We start from the raw sequence: 18,743 nt of genomic DNA, 5'->3' as shown, positions 1-18,743 counted from the left end.
GCTGGTGTAATTCATTTGATCTGCATTAATTATTTATCTGATGATGAGTTTTATACTATTAACGCTATGAAAGATCTTGTAGGCGCTTTAGCCAATTTGGTAGCCCTAATTGTTTTTATTTTTTTAATTTAGAGAAGTTGATTATCTATTTAACTGTTTTACGAAATTGGTCAGGAGTAACGTTATTTTGCTTTTCAAAAGTTTTAAAAAAGTAGCTGACACTTTTATAACCTATCAACCGTGAAATTTCTTCCACCGAATAATTTGTCTCTGATAAGTATTTTTTAGCTTGTTTCATCTTTTCTTGCATAATAATTTCTTTAATAGTCAGTGTAGTATGTTTTTTAACGTATCGTGATAAGTAAGCCGTACTGTAACCAAAATTTTGGGCTAATTGTTGGACAGTGATAGTTTGAACGTTATCTTTTATTGCTGATATGACGTTTAAACTTAGGCTATCGATTCCAGTGTAAGAATAATAATTTTCATGACTCAATTGGTCAAAAAAGATGAGCAATAACCCTAGCATTGCGTAATTATAATGACAATTATTGGTAACATATTCAGATAAAATTCCGTTAATTATGGGTAAATATCTAGATAAGCTGGTTGGTGAAAAATAGAGGTAACTGTTATTATCTTTATCACAAAGAAAATTACATAAATAATTGTCTTGCTGTAAAAATTCAGCAAAAACACCACCTGCAAAAATTTCCGGTTTAATGCAAATGTTAATTACTTGTGCCTTAGGATCTTTTACCTTTAACGAGTGAGAACTATGTAAATTCATTAGTAGCAAAGAATCAGGAAGTAAATAAATATCTCTATTATTAATATTGCTAATTGCTATACCATTTGTAATGAAAACAAATTCGTAAAAATCATGTTTATGAAAGGGTACAGGAATATCTAAATCATGACTTACCACAAATATTTTTTCAGAATTTGGTATATTGCTTGAACGAACCAAATTTGGAATTTTAAAAAAATCATTTTTTGGAAGCTTAGGCAATTTATCAGAATCAATCAATTTCATTTTAACAAGCCTCAAATGTCATAAAAACACACAAACCTATCATAGCACAATATTGTAAGCACTTACAATAAGCTGCTAATATGACCATGGAAGAAAGAGATAGGCCTATTAATGAAAGTTTTTATTATGATAAGAGGTATTCGTTATGAATAAAACAAAAATGAAAATAAGTATTCTAAGTATGAGCTTACTAACAATGAGCTTTTTAGTAATCACCAACGCATTTGGGGCGATGACAAAGTCTTTTCCAAATGTTCCTGTCGCTAAAATTCAAATGATAGGAACAGTTCCTTCTTTAGGAACACTAATTGCCACTGTGGTGGTTGGAGCTTTGGCGGTTAAATATTCTAAAAAATTATTATCATTAATTGGTTTGGGAATAGCTACGCTGGGCGGTTTATTACCGCTATTAGTTCATAGCAGCATTGATATTTTAATCGGATGTGCTTTTATTCTTGGATTTGGGTTAGGCTTTGTTAACACCTTAATTCCTATGCTTATTTCAATCTTTTTTGAAGGAGAAGAAAGAAATGGAATGATGGGCAAGAACACAGCGATGAATAGTTTAGGCTCTATTATAATGATGCTTGGCGGTGGACTTTTAGGAGCTAAGAATTGGGTTAATTCTTATTGGGTATTTCTTTTAGGTATATTTGTTTTTCTCCTAGTGCTGTTTGCCTTACCGAATGATCGAGTAGACAGTAAGGAACAGAACGCTAGCAGCAATATTTTTGGGATTTTAAAACATTTAAATGGATATGTTTGGTTGATAGGATTTGTTACTCTTTTAATGGGGATACTTTACACAATCTATCCGACTAACTTGTCAATTATTATTGATCAAAAAGAATTAGGAAGTACTAGTATTACGGGTATTATCAATGCTGTTGGTACAGCGGGAGGCTTTATTGCCGGCTTTAGCTTAAAGTATCTGAACAAAATATTTAAGGACAAAATAATTGCTGGTGGTTACATTACTTTGGGAGTTACTTTCTTACTAGGAAGAATTGCCAATAATCTTATTCTAATTAGTATCGGCGGTGTCCTTTCAGGTTTTGCCATGTCTATGATTATGTCAACAATTCCGTTTTATATGTCTGTACTTTCACATAAATATGAATTAGCAGTATCAATGATGCTTTTCCAATTTATGAATTCCATAGGTGGCTTCATCAGTCCAGTATTATTAAATTTGCTTCACATCAAAGTTGGTGAAAGTTCCTTTACTTTTGGGTGTATATGCTGCTTTGTAATTGGTATTATTTGTATACTGACAAATCTAGGTAAAAAAGTTATGTCTAATTCTGTAAAAGAGGGATAGTAGAAATGATTAAAAATAGTAAAGATAAGTGGTTAGGAAAATGGATAAGTTCAGATTTTGCCTATGTTAGTAAAGAGCCTGAGTTTTCTTTAGCTGACATGTTTGGTGGTAAAAAAGCACCAGTTCCCCAACCTGTTGATGAAAGACTACATGCACCAATAGTTTTTAAGAAAAGTTTTAATACAGAAAAAACTATCCATTCTGCAAAAATAGAAATTACTGCACAGGGACTGTATCAAGCATATTTAAATGGTCAAAAAATTGGTGATGCCGTCTTTACACCAGATTATACGCAATACCAAGAATATTTGTTATATCAAACATACGATATAAAAGATCTATTAACCAGTGGTCAAAATGTGTTAACAGTGGTCGTAGCAGATGGTTGGTATGCCGGCAGAATTGCAGTTTCTGGCGAAAGTTGTCAGTTTGGCGATCGTTTAGCTTTATTGGCTGACCTAACTGTTGAATATGAAGATCACAGCTTTTTAAAAATTGGTACAGATAAATCTTTTTCGGTTGGTACCGGAAAGTGGTGTTACGCAGATGTCGTTATCGGTGAAAAGCAAGATCTCCGCGTTAAAAATGAATTAGCTACTAATACTCGTTTTTCTCAAGAGGCAGAAGTAATTGATGCAGATTATGAGCGTTTATCCCCACAATTTGGACCTCTGGTAAAACGAATGCAAACTTTAAAAGTAAAAAAGATTTGGCAAGAAGAAAACAGGTTAATAGTTGATTTTGGTCAGGTTATAACGGGACGAATTCGGATAACAGCGAATTTTAAAAAGGATGTTGACATTAAGATTGAACATTCTGAAGCCTTAGATCAAGATGGCCATTTCTTTAAAAATATTATTGGTCGTAATAAGGATCAAGAAGATCATGTGATTGGTAATGGTAAATTGGCAACTTTTGAACCTGATTTTACATATCATGGTTTCAGATATATTAGAATCACGGGACTTAATCAAGCGGATATTCAAGATTTAAATGCGATAGTTATTTTTAGTGATATGAAAAGAACTGGTAAGATAAGTACTTCTAACCAGCAAATAAACCGTTTACTACAAAACGTTAAATGGAGTCAACGGGGAAACATGTTGTCTATTCCAACTGACTGCCCGCAGCGCGAACGTGCTGGTTGGACTGGGGATATGCAAGTCTTTGCACCAGCTTCTACTTTTTACTACAACACAGAAAATTTGATCCGTCGCTGGTTAAAAAACGTACGTATTGATCAACAAAAAGACGGAGAAATTATTGACTATTCACCGGCTCCAGCTAATTTTTATCAAAGCACGTTGGATTTTAAAGGCAGCTTAAGTTCAGCTGGTTGGGGCGATGCAATTATAATGGTGCCGTGGACTTTATATCAAAGATATGGTCATAAAGAGGTTTTGACCGAAAATTATGTTGCCATGAAGAAGTGGCACAATTATAGCGTCAAAAGTGCTGCTGGTGATAAGAATGGACTTGATCGCTACATTTGGGATACTACATTTCATTATGGTGACTGGATGCTTCCAAGCATGATGATTGGAGATCCTAATCCAATGAAATCTGCAGCAACAACTAAAGACGTCGTTGCTACAGCTTTTCTAGCTCATTCTTCTGACCTTCTAGCTAAAATAAGTAATGTTTTAGGTGAAAATGGTAACGAATATACTCTATATTCGAACAAGGTTAAACAGGCATTTGCTGAAAAATTTGTCAAAGAGGGAAGATTAACAAGTGACTATCAGGGATGTTATGTTCTGGCCTTAGCATTTGATATGATTAGTGATACTAATACGAGAAAGAAATTACTAAGTAGATTAGTGGCATTAATTCATAATAATCATGACTGCTTGGATACAGGATTTTTATCTGTTCCTTATTTGCTGGATGTATTAGTTGATAATGGCGAAACTGATTTAGCCAAAAAGGTCTTTCTTCAGAATAAATGTCCGTCTTGGTTATATGAAGTTGATCATGGTGCAACAACTATTTGGGAATCGTGGGCAGGAATTCAACCAGATGGCGAAACAGGAACATTTTCGTTCAATCACTATGCGATGGGATGTGTCCTTGACTGGTTTATGAGAAAAGTTGTTGGTCTAAAAGAGATTAAGCCTGGATTTCAAGAAGTAGAAATCAAACCTCAAATAAAAGGTATTGTTGATGATTTCCAAATGAAATACTTGAGTGAAAATGGCTTGTTTACAATAAAATTGCTAAATGGGAAATATGAATTTACTATTCCTGAGGGGTGTAAAGCTATAGTAAATCTTCCAGATTCCGCTGGCTTTTTGAAAAAATATCCTGAAGCCAAAACTCAAAATATCGGAATTAGTGTAAAATCAGGTACTTATCAATGGGAATATTAATGTAAAAATAAAGGATTGATCCAAAAGAGTGGTTGCTCCTTTATTTTTATGCAATTTTTCAAAAAATTAGCAAGTTTGCGAACGTATGTGCTATAATTTGCTTATATAATTTTGTAACTTGATATGATAGCAGGCATTTATGAGACAAAAACAAACTTTTTCAGAAAAAGTTTTTCAATTTGATCAGGAATTAGGTAATGTAAAAATTGATTTACCCGCTCCTCATAAATTAATTAATCCTTATAGTAGCAGAAACAAAAGGCAAGTTTTGCAAGTGGTCCAAACTTTCTATCAGAAATATTTCAATGACAACAACAAGCGTTGTTTAATATTAGGTAGTTCACCGGCAAGAAGAGGTTCAGCTATAACTGGAGTTCCTTTTGAAGATGCTTCCAATCTCCAAAAAGAAACAGGAATCTCAATAGCAAATTTTCATATCAGTAATGCCTCTTCTAGTTTTTTGACAAAAGTCATAGATAAATATGGTGGAAGGAACAAATTTTATCATGATTTTTACCTCGATTTTGTTTATCCCTTGGGCATTTGCAAGACCAATTCCAAGGGCAACCAAGTAAACTGCAACTATTATGAAAATAAGCGAGTTGAAGAAATGTTAACTCCTTTTATGATTTCTGCACTTAAAACGTATATTAACTTTGGAATTGATACTTCTGTTTGTTACTGCATCGGCAGTGGTCAAAATTATCAAGAACTAAGCAAAATTAATAAAAAATTACATTTGTTTCAAAAAATAATTCCACTTGAACATCCGCGTTTTATTACCCAATATCATCCTGAAGATGAAGAAAAATATCTGAGTAAGTATCTCAATGCTTTGACGTATAAATAATAATCATTAGTTTTAAAGATAAGTGAGGTCATCAATTTATGTCCGATGTAATCCTTGAAAAAGTAAAAACAATTTATCAAATGTACCAAAATGGTGATTTAGGTGATACTACTTTACCTGAGGATAGTAATCCGCACCTAGATCCAAGCACTAATGAAAATGCGCTTTATTTCACGTTGCCAATGGCTTTAAATTATCAGAGAAATTCATATACTTTGTGGGAAAATGCCTTGAAGACGTATAAAGATCCCGAAACTAGTTTTGTTTTTATACCGGCAAAAGTTATTACTGCTGGGTATGAATCAGTGCAAAAAGCTCTGACTAAGTATCGGCTTGCTTTGCAAAAGAATAAGCAAACAGACATTTGGCTTAAATTATGTCAGACGTTTACAGATCTCTCTGATGGTAGTGTTATTAAATTTGCTAACAACTTGGATAATAATGTGAATAAAATAAGGCATTTTATGCAAAAAGATGCCAAGAAAAAGTTTCCATACTTGTCTGGCAATAAGCTTTGCAATTACTGGCTGTACGTTCTTAGCAATTACACTGCAATTCCTTTGAAAAATACCAATGATATTTATATTGCTGCAGATAGGCATATAATAAGGGCAAGTTATAAATTGGGCTTGATTACCAAAGAACAAATGGAAAGTTCTAAAGTGCAAACCTATGTAATTAATGCTTGGGCAAAAGAATTACAGGGCACTGAATTTGTCCCAACCGACCTGCAAAATCCATTATGGTTGTGGAGCAGGAATGATTTTAAAAATCTGACTGCTTCTAATGCAAGGAAAAATTAAATATAAATAACATCTTTTTTATTAAAAACGTTTAAATAAAATTACTTTAAACAAAAAACCTTTCAAAACAATTCTTAACGAATCTGTATCTGAAAGGTTTTATTTTGGAATTGTACTTTTAATGATTAAAAAAGCTTACGCGTAATAATCAATAATTGCTTTCAACGTTTTCGCAGCGTCAGGATTACCAGTGCCTTCTGCATAATATTTGTTAAAGCGTGTGTCGCAGATATACATTCGGGCAAGATTCTTGTGGGCTTCTCCCGAATACTGACCTTTAGGCCATATTGTCAATAAATATTCTTTGTGTAAGTCAAAAATGTGCTTGGCAGCAGATTGTTTGACACCAGCAGTCTTATCAAAGTCTTTTAATTCAGTTAAAATTTCAGCACTCAGTTTTTTGAAATGTGCTAATTCATTTTCAGATAAAGAACTAAATTTTTGATTACTAAAATCTATTTTAGTATCCCCATATTTTTTCCTGATTTCTGCGCCATATTGTTTTTCATTTTTGTTAATCATTTCTTTTTTTAATGCGGCAAATTTTTCCGTGTCATTCATTTGTGTTTCTCCCTTCATTGTTGCAAGTGTCTTGTCTAAGTTCTTAATCAAATCATCTAGATATTGCTTTTGAGCTACTAATTTGCTCCGCTGGTTTCGTAAAACTTGATATTGAGTTTTCGGTGAAGTCTGCATCACCTGTTTTATCTGAGCTAGTGGCAAGTCAAATAGTTTTAAAAATAGAATTTTTTGCAATTGATCAACTTCGCTTTCCTCATAATAGCGATAATTATTTTCGGGATTCCTGCGCGCTTTTAAAAGTCCCTTTTTATCGTAATAGCGTAAAGTTCGTGTTGAAATGCCGGCTAGTTTTGCTAGTTCATTGATAGAATATGACATGTTTAAAATCTCCTCACTTGCAAATTAAGTATATTGGTTGACGTAGTGTCAAGGTCAAGCACGGAAAATGATTTTTGAGAATAAAAAAGCCAGTAACTCAATCAAGATTACTGGTTTTTGACTATGATATTTAGTTTACGACGTTTAATTTTTCACCTTTTAGAAATGCTTGCAGATTATCAACGACTATACCAAGCAAACGATTACGGGTTTCGCGCGGTGCCCAAGCAATGTGGGGGGTGATATAGCAGTTTTTAGCAGAAAGAAGTGGACTGTCAGCAGGAATGGGCTCTTTTTGGGCAACGTCAATCCCCGCTGCAGCGATCTTGCCTTCATTTAAGGCGTCTGCGACGTCTTTTTCATTAATTAAACTACCACGAGCAGTATTAATTAAAATGACGCCATCCATCATTTGACTAATTGCTTCTTGATTAATCATTTCCGTAGTTGCCGGCGTTTGTGGCACGTGTAAACTGACGATATCTGCTTTGTGATAAAGTTCGTCAAGTTCAACCTGTTCAACGTAATCCGGTAAATCTGATTTTGGCCGATGGTTCCAAAAAATTATATTCATAGAAAAAGCATGTGCAATTTCTGCTACTTTTTTAGCTATATTGCCAAAGCCAATTAATCCTAAAGTTTTGCCCTTTAGTTCCATTAACGGCTTTGCCCAAAAAGTAAAATCAGGGTTGATGCTCCAGCGCCCTTCATGGACTAACTGATTATGTAAACCTACTTGACTAGTAATTTCAAGTAACAATGCAAAAGTAAATTGCGCAACGGCATCAGTACCATAAGTAGGAATGTTAGTCACGGGAATACCAGCTTCATGAGCCGCTTTGGTATCGACAATATTGTAACCAGTAGCAGTCACACCAATATATTTAATGTTGGGTGCCATTTTTAGCACTTTTTCATCAAGTGGAGTTTTATTAGTTAAAACTATTTCTGCGTCTCCAATTCTTTTCAAAATTTCAGCATTATCGTCAACTGGTGTCCGATCATAAAAAGTGCATTCGCCTAGTTTTTCAAGGGTTGTCCAGTCTAAATCACCAGGATTCATGGCATAGCTGTCTAAATTAACAATTTTCATAATTTGAACCTCACATTATTATATCTGTACTTCTTAAGTTTACTACATATATAGCGCGGATAATTAAAAAACTTTGATAGTATTAATGTAGTAACTGAAACCATATTTGACAGTATTTATAAATAAATCTAAACTTAACGAGTATTCTGCTTTTTTAGTAATACTAAAATATTATTAATTAGGTTAAAATAAAAAGCTTATAACATGCGACCTCTAGATTTTAAAATAAGTTACATTTTTTAAATAGTGGTTTAAATAAGTTTAGTAAATAAATACAGAAGTTAGTGGAATTAAGAAGGAGTTATCAATGAAAAAATGTCCTCAATGTGGCGCCATCATGGATAAAGACGTCAATTTTTGTACGTCTTGTGGTTATGACTTGCGCAACATTAGTGTACAAAAAGAAGAAACTGTTTCTACCTCTGAGATAAAAGATTCTCCAAAAATAAAGGCAAAGCAACCTAAGTCTCAATTAACAGTTGCCAATAATATAAATAATTCGAAAGGACAATATTTAAGTTATTGGCAATGGTGTATTGATTCTTGGCGTAATCCAGGTACAAGTAGTGTTAATGTAGCAAGCTGATATGGTTGGTTAACAATTTTGATTAAGGACGCTTTAATAGTTTTAGGACTGTATTTGTCTCAAACAAAGCTTAGCCGAAAAGAATTTCATTCCCAGCAAGCTAATAGCTTAGCGCAGCCAGTTGTTAATCAACAACAAGTTACGGCAAATTCAGTTCATCATCCGCTGAAAAAAAGAAATAAAATCTTGCTGATTTGCTTAGGTGTTTTGGTGATAGCATTTGCTGCATTTTATGCGTGGGGTTCTAACCACTATCAAAAAAATAACCAAATTAATCAGATTACGGCAAGCTTAAAAAACCCACATGCCGATTTAGACCAATATGTTGTCTCTGAAAATCCAAATGCACGAGTAACAACAGCAGCTCTAAAGCCTGCCCAAGAGTATTACGCTGAATATTATGTTGAAGCTGACAAGATGGCAGAAGCCTTTAAATATGGCGATCAATATGAAAATGTCATTTTAGTTCAAAACGGCCGCTATTTACTTTTATTTCCTAAATACTGTTTGCAGTTAAAAACTTATTCACCGCAGATAAGAACCAATCACGCCAACTCTACTATCTATATTAATAACAAAAAGTTTGGTGGAGTTGATGGTAGTGGTGAAGATTATTATAAAAAGATTACGCCATTATTTCCTGGCAAATATCATATTGCAGTCAAATCCATTGCATCAGGCCATCAGTTAACTGCTGATAAAAGTACTAGTATTTTTTCCAATAAAGAAATTGATATGAATATTAAAACAGTTAACTTTACCATTAAAAGTATTCCTGGCGCTGATGTCTACATTAATGATAAAAATGTTGGAAATCTTGATAAAAGAGGAAATAAGGTATTTAAAGATTATCCGATAACTGATGATATGAAAATTTATGTGCTTACTAAAGTTGATGGCAAAGCGATTAAATCGAAAACTGTTGACTATGATGAAATGGGATTTGAAGATGATGACAGCAGCAGTAATGTAATTAAACCTGAATGGCCAGGTTTAATTAATAAAGATGATGCTGAAGAAATTTTAGAAAATGATTTTAATTCACCAGACGAAGATGACTTTGTTGGTGGTGCCGAAAACAAAGGCTATCAAGAATTACACTCTCAAAATTCCGGTTTTAATAAAGATGACGATATTAATGATTACAATATGGAGTGCTCTGTAGTTTCGATTACACCAGCTACTAATAATTGCAGCAATGTCACTTATAAGATTACTTATACTTTTGAACATGATGATTTTGAACATAAACAGGTTTTGCTCTATACGGGTGGTCTTTTTAAGCAGACTGGCGACAGCAAAGACAGCAGTCAAAAGATTAAGTCAAAAATAATTAGTGATAAAAAGTATGATAATTAAGATTATTTTTAAAGCACTAGTTTAATTAAAAATACCTTTTTATTAATAAAGCGCTTTTTTTTAAAATGAATAAAAGAATATTTTTTTAAAGAAAAACATCTGTTATAACTCTTAATATTGTGCTATTATTTTTTATATAATAAGAAAGAGAGGTAATTTTCTTCATATGCATGGATTAACTCAAATTGATGAGCCTTTTGCAATGGGGAAAGTGCGGTTTTCTTATCTATATAAATTGTTGCTGCTGTTTTTTAATATGATCAATAATAGACTTAGCTTGATACATTAGTATTATCTAAGTCTTTTTTGATTGCAATATTTCCAGATTAGGAGGAAATCATGCCAAAATTTAAAAAGTTTTTAGTTGGTGCTATTGCAGTTTTAGGTACAGCTTTACTTGCCGGATGTTCTAATTCAGCAAAAAAGCAAAATGATAGTGGTACACCAAAGTCTCTCAACGTACAGTTCGTACCCAGCGTTTCTGCGAATACGCTAGAAACTAAGGCAAAGCCATTAGAAAAAATGTTATCCAAGCGTCTGGGAATTCCAGTCCATGTTTCGGTTTCAACTAGTGGTAATGCGTTGGTAGAAGCAATGAAGTCTAAAAAAATAGATGTCGGCTTTTTACCAGGTGATGACTATGTGCAGGCTCACAAACAGCATGCAGCTGATGTTTTATTACAGTCAGAGCGTTTTGGCTTAAGCAGACCGGACGGCAACTGGACTAAAAAACTAGTTCATACTTTCCATTCCGAGATTTTAGTTAGAAAGGATTCTGGCATTAAGAGTTGGAAAGATCTTAAAGGTAAGAAAATTTCAATTCAAAGCCCAACCTCAACATCTGGTTATATTTTTCCAATTGCTGAGTTAAAGCAAAAGGGATTCGATGTTCCTCGCAGCTGCAAATTAGTTACTACTACTGGGCACGATCAAGCCGTACTAAATGTTTTAAATAAAGACACTGATGCAGCTTTTGTTTTTGAAGATGCCCGCAACAATGTAATCAAGGATAATCCTAAGATTAAGTCCGAAGTTGTGCCAATTTACTATACTCGTGCTATTCCCAACGACACTATCTCAGTTATTCCTAGTTTGTCAAAATCTTTCCGGGAAAAATTAGCTAACGCTTTTATTGCAATTGGCAAATCTAAAGAAGGTAAGAAAGTAATCGAACGCGTTTACTCACATGAAGGGTATGTCAAAGCCAAAGATAGTGACTATGATACTGTGCGCAAATACGAAAAAATTTCCCAGTCAATTTCCAAATAGTCGGATTATTAATTAATAGTAAATGCATCTTTTCAGTTAAAAGTGAAATAGATGCATTTTTTGTGGAGAAAATATAAACTAAATTCAGATAAATATAAGTTTTTTTAATAATTGCAATCTTAACTTTGTAAAAAAACTTCAGATTGTTTTAATTAACTTAAATGTAAATTGCAACCCTTTTAGTTCAAACTATAGCTATCGAACAATTTCAAACATTGACAAACAAAATCTAACAACTATAATAAAAATGGACTAAGTTAGTTGCTTAATCTAGTTAAGAAGTAGGTTACTAATGTTAAAGAGTGAAAGACTGAAAACTATCTTACAAGTAGTAAAAACTCAGAAATTTGTTACAGTTGATGAATTGGCACGGGCTTTAAAAGTTTCGGATATGACAATTAGAAGGGATCTCAATGAATTGCATAAAGCAAATAAAATTTTGCGCATTCATGGTGGTGCTCAGTTATTATCTGATCAGATTCGGACCGAAAAAAGCTACCAGCAAAAACGGGAAATTCATAGTAAAGAAAAGTATGAAGTAGCTAAAAGAGCTTGTAACTTAATCCACGAAAATGACTCAATTTATGTCGGCCCGGGAACAACGTTAGAGTTACTTGTTGCTAACCTAAAAGTTAAGCATTTGAGAATAGTTACTAATTCATTACCAGTATTTGAAGCTGCAAAAGATAATATGAATGACTATGACTTGATTATGGTTGGCGGCTCATATAGAAGAATAAGTGGAGCTTTTGTGGGTGCTTTAGCTAACAATGAGTTAAAAACTATGTCTTTTTCTGTTGGTTTTGTCGGCGTTAATGGCATTAATGATACTTCTTTGACAACTGCTAACTTAGAGGAGGGTCAAACCGAAGGTATTGGATTAGACCGTTCTCAAATAAAATTTGTTGTCGCTGATTATACAAAGTTGGATCACAGTGATTTTCACCAATTTTACGATTTGCGCAATGTGGATGGACTAATTACTAACCATGGAATTGAACCTGAGTTGGAAAAGCATTACAGCCAGTTTACGACTATATATAAATAGTTTTGAGAGGAGATTTGACTATGAAGGTTGTCATTGGTAGTGACAAGGCAGGTTTTGCTTTAAAGGAAAAAGTAAAACAATACTTGCAAGCACATCATTATGATGTTTTGGATGTTACACCGCAAGCCGCAGAGGACTTTGTTGAATCGAGTTTAAAGGTGACTCATGAAGTCTTAGATAATGGTATCAAAAAGGCCATTATGTTTGACGAATACGGTGTGGGCTCAGCTATGGCTTCAAATAAAGTTAAGGGCATGGTTACAGCAAACGTCAATGAAGAAAGAACTGCACATATGACCGCTATGCACAATGGTGCAAAAGCAATTGCGTTGGGTAGCGGCATCGTAGGTGAAAAACTAGCTTATTCAATTGTGCAACATTATCTAGATACAGAATATGCTGGCGGACGCCATCAGGTTCGCTTGAATATGCTTGAAGAAATGATTTAAGGAGGCTTACTAATGTTAGATAATGATAGACCACAACCAGAATTTGTTGATCCCAAAGTTGACAAGCATACTGTTATTGCCTTAGGAAACGATCATATTGTAACCTCTGTTAAAATGGCCATTTCTGATCATTTAAAAGAAGAAGGATACCAAGTCATTGATGAAGGTACTCATGACAATACTAGAACTCACTACCCAATTTATGGTAAACGCGTAGCTGAAGATGTTGCCGATGGTCGTGCAGATTTAGGTATTGTTCTTTGTGGTACTGGTATCGGCATTTCTACTGCTGCTGATAAAAACGAGGGAGTTCGTGCAGCAATGGTAGGCGATGTTGCCCAAGCCGAATATGCTCGGCGTGAATTAAACGCCAATATCTTAGGTTTTGGTGGCATTGTTTTAGGGCGTGACTTTATTTTTGACATTGTCGATTCATTCTTGAATGCTAAATATGAGTCTACCCCAGAAAGACAAAGACTTATTGCCAAAATAGACGGTATTGCTAAACCTAATCCTGATCAAAAAAATAACGTGCACTTCTTTGATGAAGAAAATAAGAAGTGGGCTGAAGGCGTATACCACGACTAATACTAATACAGTTAAATAATAATTTGAGATTTAAAATTTTAATCGCACACAAAAACCATGACTTAAAAAGTCATGGCTTTTATTTTGCTTAAAAATATTTTTATTTAATTCATAAACATGAAGGCTATGCCAAGATACTATCAAATTAACTATTCACAGCAAGTTAAATCTCTTAGAAATGGCTGAAAATACAATGGGTTAAATACAATTTTTAGTTTATTTTTTGAAAAAGCGTTTGCATTTTTCTTTGCCATTAAATATAATAGCAATAGACAAGCGAACAAAAATTAACATATTCAAACAAAAGCGAAAACTTGTCTATTGCTAAGGAGGGCCTAATTTGTGAAAGAAAATAAGTTGTTTTCTGCGAATGCAGTGTTTGTAAGTGATGCATCAGATCCAACCACAATTTTTAAGGAAGTTTCAGATAAATTACTTACTCTTGATTTGGTCAACGATGGCTTTTTCAATGGAATTAACCAGCGTGAACAACAATATCCGACAGGAATAGATACTTCACCTATTGCAAAGGAATTGCCTAATATTGCTGTACCGCATACTGAAGGAGAGTTTGTCAATACTTGTTTGATAGTACCTGTTGCTTTAAAAACACCAGTATCTTTTAAAAATATGATTGCACCTGATCAAAGTTTACCGGTAAAATTTCTGTTTATGATTTTGAATAACAATCCCGAAGGACAAGCAAACATATTAGCACAAATTATGGACTTTCTTAGACTCTCACCAGTTTCAAAGTTACAAGCATTATTTAATCTTACTGAAACTGATAAAATCTATCAGCTCTTAAGTAAGAATTTTAGTCAAAAGTAGGAGGGCTTTTTATGAGCAGAGAAGTAAAATTTATAGCTGCATGTGGCGCTGGGGTAAATTCATCTCACCAAATTAAGGATGCAGTTGAGGAAGAAATGAGAAAGCGGGGTTACAACGTTAAAGTTGATGCCTATATGATTAAGGATGTTAATGAAGATCTTTTATCACATTATGATGGCTACTTGACAATTGCTAAGACCGATCTTTCTTTTAAACCAAAAATTCCGTTAATTGATGCCGGAGCAATTTTATACCGTATACCAGCCATGGCCAAACCAGTTTATGACAATGTTGAAAAAGTTGTTAAAGAAATTAATGCTAAATAAGATTTCAAGAGGAAATAAAAATGAATGGGATAATTAGTTTCGCTAACTCACTTTTTAAACCTTTAATTGATATGGGTGCGGCTACAATAATGTTAATTGTTCTAACATTAATTGCAGTACTGTTTCGTGTCAAGTTTACTAAGGCCTTAGAAGGTGGCTTGAAATTAGCTATTGCTATTACGGCGATAGGTAATGTTATGAACATGCTGACTACAGCATTTCAAAAGCCAATGATGCAATTTGTTAAGCACACTGGCATCCACATGGATATGCAGGATATGGGTTGGGCACCACTTGCTACTATAACCTGGGGTTCACCTTATACCTTGTTTTATCTATTGGTCTTAATTATTTTAAATGTTGTTCTGCTGGTATTAAATAAGACTAACACGCTTGATGTAGATATCTTCGATGTTTGGCACTTAGCATTTGATGGTTTGTTCTGTGTATATGTCGGTGCTCCTCTTTGGTTATCAACTTTGTTAGTTCTTTTCATTGGCACAATGAAAATTATTAACTCTGACTTAATGAAACCAACATTTAATGACTTATTAGATGCTCCTGACAGCAACCCCATGACCACTACTCACATGAACTATATGATGAATCCTATCATCATGGTGTTTAACAAGTTCTTTGACAAATGTCTGCCTTGGCTTGATAAATTTGACTTTGACTCTACTAAACTGAATGAAAAAATCGGTTTCTGGGGCAGTAGATTTGCTATCGGTGTTTACCTTGGTGTGTTTGTTTCCTTACTAGCCGGTAACAACTTTGCGACTGAGCAGGGATGGAAAGACATGTTTACATTATCATTTATTGGTGGTTCATGTATTGAATTATTCTCTGTAATTGGTTCTTGGTTCATTGCTTCTGTAGAACCTTTATCACAAGGGATTGCTGATTTTGCTACTAAGAAGTTCTCTGGTCGTACCTTTAATATTGGACTTGACTGGCCATTCTTAGCTGGTCGTTCTGAAATATGGGCAGCCGCAAATGTTTTGGCTCCAATTATGATGCTCGAAGCAATGGTTTTACCTGGTAACAGATTAATGCCTTTAGGCGGTATTATTGCTATGGGTGTTACTCCAGCTTTACTAGTTGTTACTCGTGGTAAAATTATTCGAATGATTATTATTGGAACAATTGAATTACCTGTCTTCCTTTGGGCTGGTACTATGGTTGGTCCATTTGTTACCAACATGGCTCACTCGGTTGGTGCCGCTATTCCTGCACATACATTAGTTTCAGACACTACTATGGAAGGGCCAGTTGAAAAATTCCTGGCTTACTTAGTTGGAAATGCCTGGAAACAACAAGGAATGTTTATTGTTTATGCCTTAATTGCTTTAGCAGTATACCTTCTCTTGTTTATCTGGTATGCAAAACAAATGAAGAAGAGAAACGCAGAATATGCTGCAGCTAAGAAAAATAACTAATCATTAATAATATTTTTGCATAAAGGTGATCGAATTGAAAAAGACAAAAGTAACGGCTAAGGAAAAAGCAAGAAGGAATCGGATCCTTTTTTGGACAGTTGTTGTGATTGTGGTCAACTTGTTACAGATTTTACTTAAAAATTGGATAACAAACTTAATTGCCATGGTTGGTACAATTTATGCTTTATATCGAATCGTTGTTTTTGATAATCCTAAAAATCGCCTTAGTCAAAAATACTATGATTGGAAAGGCAATAAGTTAAGTAAATAAATATATTCAATACCATTAAGGGTTTTTCTCTTAATGGTATTTTTAATTTCCTATTTCATTTTTTTATTATCAGTAAATTACCAAAATCAAATTGCAATGAACCGCTTTCTCTGATAAACTTTAAGTGGTATCAACCAGTTAAAAAAGGAGGGGGAATTAATGGAAAAGCCACTTTATCTACAAGTAATTTTAGAATTAGAAAAACATATAAAAAATATTAAACATAAAGCCAAATTACCTAGTGAACGACAACTACTGGTTAAATATGGCGTTAGCCGTAATACAGTTAGGTTAGCATTACAGGATCTTGAAGAACGGGGACTGATTTATCGTCTTCATGGTAAGGGCACCTTTGTTTCAAGTACTTTTCTTAATCAGCCTAATATTGGTGGGATGTACTCTTTTTCAGAAGAATTAAAGCGGACTGGCCAGAAGGCTTCAACTGAAAATCAAAGTTTAGACTTGATTACCCCAGATAAAAATATTGCAGCACAGCTAAATTTGGAACCGACAGAAAAAACATATAAGCTGGTGCGTTTACGTCTTGCTAATAACGAACCGCGAATTTTCAGTACATCCTATTTACCGGAAAAAATATTTCCTGAACTTGTTATTGATGATTTAAAATCTAAGCCACTTTATACTGTTATGAAAGAAAAATACAACCAAATTAGTGTAATGGCTTTTGAAGATGTTGAAGCGGTTTGTCTTAATGCTAAAGAGAGTAAGAATTTGGCTGAGGAAGTTGGTTCACCGAGTCTAAAAATATTTCGAAAAACTATTAACGACAAAAATGTACCAGTAGAATTTACAATTTCTTTGGCTAGAGGCGATAAATTCGTTTATCGTTCACGCCAATATAATGATTTATCTTAGTTATAAAGAAAGGAAAAATAATAATGTTTTCAAAAACAGATGCAGAGTTAGAAAAAATGGGCGCTAAAATTACTACTCGTGAAATTGAGCAGCAGCCTGAATTATGGGGACAAACATGGTCAATTTATCAGAATAATAAAGCGAAAATAACCGAATTTTTAGACGAAATAAAGCAAAAATGCGGCAAAGTCAGAGTTGTTTTCACAGGTGCTGGCACTAGTGCATATGTTGGTAATACGATTATGCCATATTTACAAAAGCATGGTGACAGAACAAGATATGACTTTGAAGCAATTGATACTACTAAAATTGTCTCTACTCCGGAAGACTATTTGGAAAAAGATACTCCTACAATTCTGGTATCATTTGCTCGCAGTGGTAACTCACCTGAGTCTGTGGCAACTGTAGAATTAGCCAAAAAGCTAATTAAAAACTTATATCAAATAGCAATTACTTGTGCACCAGAAGGACACTTGGCACAAGACTTAAAAGGTGACCCATCTGGATTAGTTTTATTAATGCCGGAAAAATCTCTAGATCAGGGATTTGCCATGACCGGTTCGTTTTCTTGCATGAGCTTAATGGCACTGTTTGTTTTTGATACATTATCAGATGAGAAAAAAGAGCAGATTGTTAAGCAAATTGCTCAGATGGGTAAAAGTGTAATTGAACGTGAAGATGAAATTCAATCTTTAGTTGATACTGACTTTGATCGAATTACTTATATAGGAAGTGGCAGTTTAGGAGGTCTTGCCGAAGAAACTCGGCTTAAGATTTTGGAATTAACTGCAGGAGAAGTGGCAGCACTATTTGATACATCAATGGGCTTACGTCATGGTCCTAAATCATTTTTGGACAAAAAGACAATTGTTTTTGATTTTGTTTCAAATAACACTTATACCAGACAATATGATTTAGACATTTTAAACGAAATTAAAGATGACAAAATTGTACCGTTAGTAATGGCCGTGGGGCAGGAGAAAGAAGGACAAAACTTCTCAGGCAAATCGTTTACGTTTGACGAGAAAGAATTACTGCCAGATGCATATTTGGCTTTACCTGATGTAATGTTTGGTCAAACAATCGCTTTATTAACTTCAATTAAGGTTAATAATAAGCCGGATACACCTTCTCCAACAGGCACGGTTAATCGTGTAGTTAAAGGTGTAACAATTCACGAATTTAACTAATGTACTTTTTTGTTATTAAAAAAAGTATAATTATGTTATTAAAAAAAGGCCTTTTAAATATACCAAAATATATATTGACAAAAATTGGTTGGTACCTTAATATTAGTGTTGAAAGCGTTTTTGTTAATATTTAGATTTC

At 33.9% G+C, this 18,743-nt stretch carries 19 protein-coding genes; 16 read left to right on the top strand and 3 right to left on the bottom strand.

Annotated features, from left to right (window positions below):
- Positions 1-145: 145 nt before the first annotated feature.
- Positions 146-1,036 (bottom strand): AraC family transcriptional regulator, encoded by an 891-nt coding sequence (locus Q0K80_RS03510; protein WP_294603219.1) that lies wholly within the window; start codon positions 1,034-1,036, stop codon positions 146-148.
- A gap of 145 nt (positions 1,037-1,181) precedes the next feature.
- On the opposite strand from Q0K80_RS03510, the gene Q0K80_RS03505 reads away from it, so the two are divergent.
- The 4 genes from Q0K80_RS03505 (at position 1,182) to Q0K80_RS03490 (ending at position 6,379) form a co-directional block, all read left to right on the top strand.
- Positions 1,182-2,357, top strand: coding sequence for an MFS transporter (locus Q0K80_RS03505; RefSeq protein ID WP_294603217.1), 1,176 nt, complete (start codon positions 1,182-1,184; stop codon positions 2,355-2,357).
- A 5-nt stretch (positions 2,358-2,362) separates the two neighbouring features.
- Positions 2,363-4,726: a family 78 glycoside hydrolase catalytic domain gene (locus tag Q0K80_RS03500; protein ID WP_294603215.1), complete on the top strand. Its 2,364-nt coding sequence runs from the start codon at positions 2,363-2,365 to the stop codon at positions 4,724-4,726.
- 139 nt (positions 4,727-4,865) lie between these two features.
- On the top strand, positions 4,866-5,576 hold the full coding sequence (locus Q0K80_RS03495; protein WP_294603213.1) for a uracil-DNA glycosylase family protein: 711 nt from the start codon (positions 4,866-4,868) through the stop codon (positions 5,574-5,576).
- Positions 5,577-5,614: 38 nt separating this feature from the next.
- Positions 5,615-6,379, top strand: coding sequence for a hypothetical protein (locus Q0K80_RS03490; protein ID WP_294603210.1), 765 nt, complete (start codon positions 5,615-5,617; stop codon positions 6,377-6,379).
- Between the two features lie 135 nt (positions 6,380-6,514).
- Here the strand turns inward: Q0K80_RS03490 and Q0K80_RS03485 are convergent, their stop codons facing one another.
- Positions 6,515-7,279, bottom strand: a complete 765-nt coding sequence (locus tag Q0K80_RS03485) for a MerR family transcriptional regulator (protein WP_294603208.1) — start codon at positions 7,277-7,279, stop codon at positions 6,515-6,517.
- A gap of 130 nt (positions 7,280-7,409) precedes the next feature.
- The gene (locus Q0K80_RS03480) at positions 7,410-8,372 is read right to left on the bottom strand and encodes a D-2-hydroxyacid dehydrogenase (protein ID WP_294603206.1); all 963 of its coding nucleotides are present in this window, start codon (positions 8,370-8,372) and stop codon (positions 7,410-7,412) included.
- Between the two features lie 307 nt (positions 8,373-8,679).
- Between Q0K80_RS03480 and Q0K80_RS03475 the strand changes: the two genes are divergently transcribed.
- The 12 genes from Q0K80_RS03475 to Q0K80_RS03420 all read left to right on the top strand — a co-directional run bounded on the left by Q0K80_RS03475 (position 8,680) and on the right by Q0K80_RS03420 (position 18,604).
- Positions 8,680-8,958, top strand: coding sequence for a zinc ribbon domain-containing protein (locus Q0K80_RS03475; protein WP_294603204.1), 279 nt, complete (start codon positions 8,680-8,682; stop codon positions 8,956-8,958).
- Positions 8,959-8,976: 18 nt separating this feature from the next.
- Positions 8,977-10,317 carry a hypothetical protein gene (locus Q0K80_RS03470; RefSeq protein WP_294603202.1) on the top strand — a complete coding sequence of 447 codons (1,341 nt, stop codon included), beginning with the start codon at positions 8,977-8,979 and terminating at the stop codon, positions 10,315-10,317.
- A gap of 339 nt (positions 10,318-10,656) precedes the next feature.
- Positions 10,657-11,586: a phosphate/phosphite/phosphonate ABC transporter substrate-binding protein gene (gene phnD / locus Q0K80_RS03465; RefSeq protein WP_294603200.1), complete on the top strand. Its 930-nt coding sequence runs from the start codon at positions 10,657-10,659 to the stop codon at positions 11,584-11,586.
- Between the two features lie 292 nt (positions 11,587-11,878).
- Positions 11,879-12,634, top strand: a complete 756-nt coding sequence (locus Q0K80_RS03460) for a DeoR/GlpR family DNA-binding transcription regulator (protein ID WP_110445648.1) — start codon at positions 11,879-11,881, stop codon at positions 12,632-12,634.
- A 20-nt stretch (positions 12,635-12,654) separates the two neighbouring features.
- Positions 12,655-13,083 (top strand): galactose-6-phosphate isomerase subunit LacA, encoded by a 429-nt coding sequence (lacA, locus tag Q0K80_RS03455; RefSeq protein ID WP_046324395.1) that lies wholly within the window; start codon positions 12,655-12,657, stop codon positions 13,081-13,083.
- Positions 13,084-13,095: 12 nt separating this feature from the next.
- Positions 13,096-13,671 (top strand): galactose-6-phosphate isomerase subunit LacB, encoded by a 576-nt coding sequence (gene lacB, locus Q0K80_RS03450; RefSeq protein WP_294603192.1) that lies wholly within the window; start codon positions 13,096-13,098, stop codon positions 13,669-13,671.
- A 357-nt stretch (positions 13,672-14,028) separates the two neighbouring features.
- Positions 14,029-14,502 carry a PTS sugar transporter subunit IIA gene (locus Q0K80_RS03445; RefSeq protein WP_294603222.1) on the top strand — a complete coding sequence of 158 codons (474 nt, stop codon included), beginning with the start codon at positions 14,029-14,031 and terminating at the stop codon, positions 14,500-14,502.
- An 11-nt stretch (positions 14,503-14,513) separates the two neighbouring features.
- Positions 14,514-14,828 carry a PTS fructose transporter subunit IIB gene (locus tag Q0K80_RS03440; protein WP_045927619.1) on the top strand — a complete coding sequence of 105 codons (315 nt, stop codon included), beginning with the start codon at positions 14,514-14,516 and terminating at the stop codon, positions 14,826-14,828.
- Between the two features lie 20 nt (positions 14,829-14,848).
- Positions 14,849-16,267, top strand: a complete 1,419-nt coding sequence (locus tag Q0K80_RS03435; protein WP_122037289.1) for a PTS transporter subunit IIC — start codon at positions 14,849-14,851, stop codon at positions 16,265-16,267.
- A gap of 25 nt (positions 16,268-16,292) precedes the next feature.
- Positions 16,293-16,538: a hypothetical protein gene (locus Q0K80_RS03430; protein WP_233558034.1), complete on the top strand. Its 246-nt coding sequence runs from the start codon at positions 16,293-16,295 to the stop codon at positions 16,536-16,538.
- A 159-nt stretch (positions 16,539-16,697) separates the two neighbouring features.
- Entirely contained in the window at positions 16,698-17,414 is a 717-nt protein-coding gene (locus tag Q0K80_RS03425) for a GntR family transcriptional regulator (protein WP_294603184.1), read from the top strand.
- 23 nt (positions 17,415-17,437) lie between these two features.
- Positions 17,438-18,604, top strand: a complete 1,167-nt coding sequence (locus Q0K80_RS03420; protein WP_294603182.1) for an SIS domain-containing protein — start codon at positions 17,438-17,440, stop codon at positions 18,602-18,604.
- Positions 18,605-18,743 lie beyond the last annotated feature (139 nt).

The organism is uncultured Lactobacillus sp., from assembly GCF_945290125.1.
Taxonomy (GTDB): Bacteria; Bacillota; Bacilli; order Lactobacillales; family Lactobacillaceae; genus Lactobacillus; species Lactobacillus rizhaonensis.
This window is presented reverse-complemented; position numbering and strand designations above follow the sequence as displayed.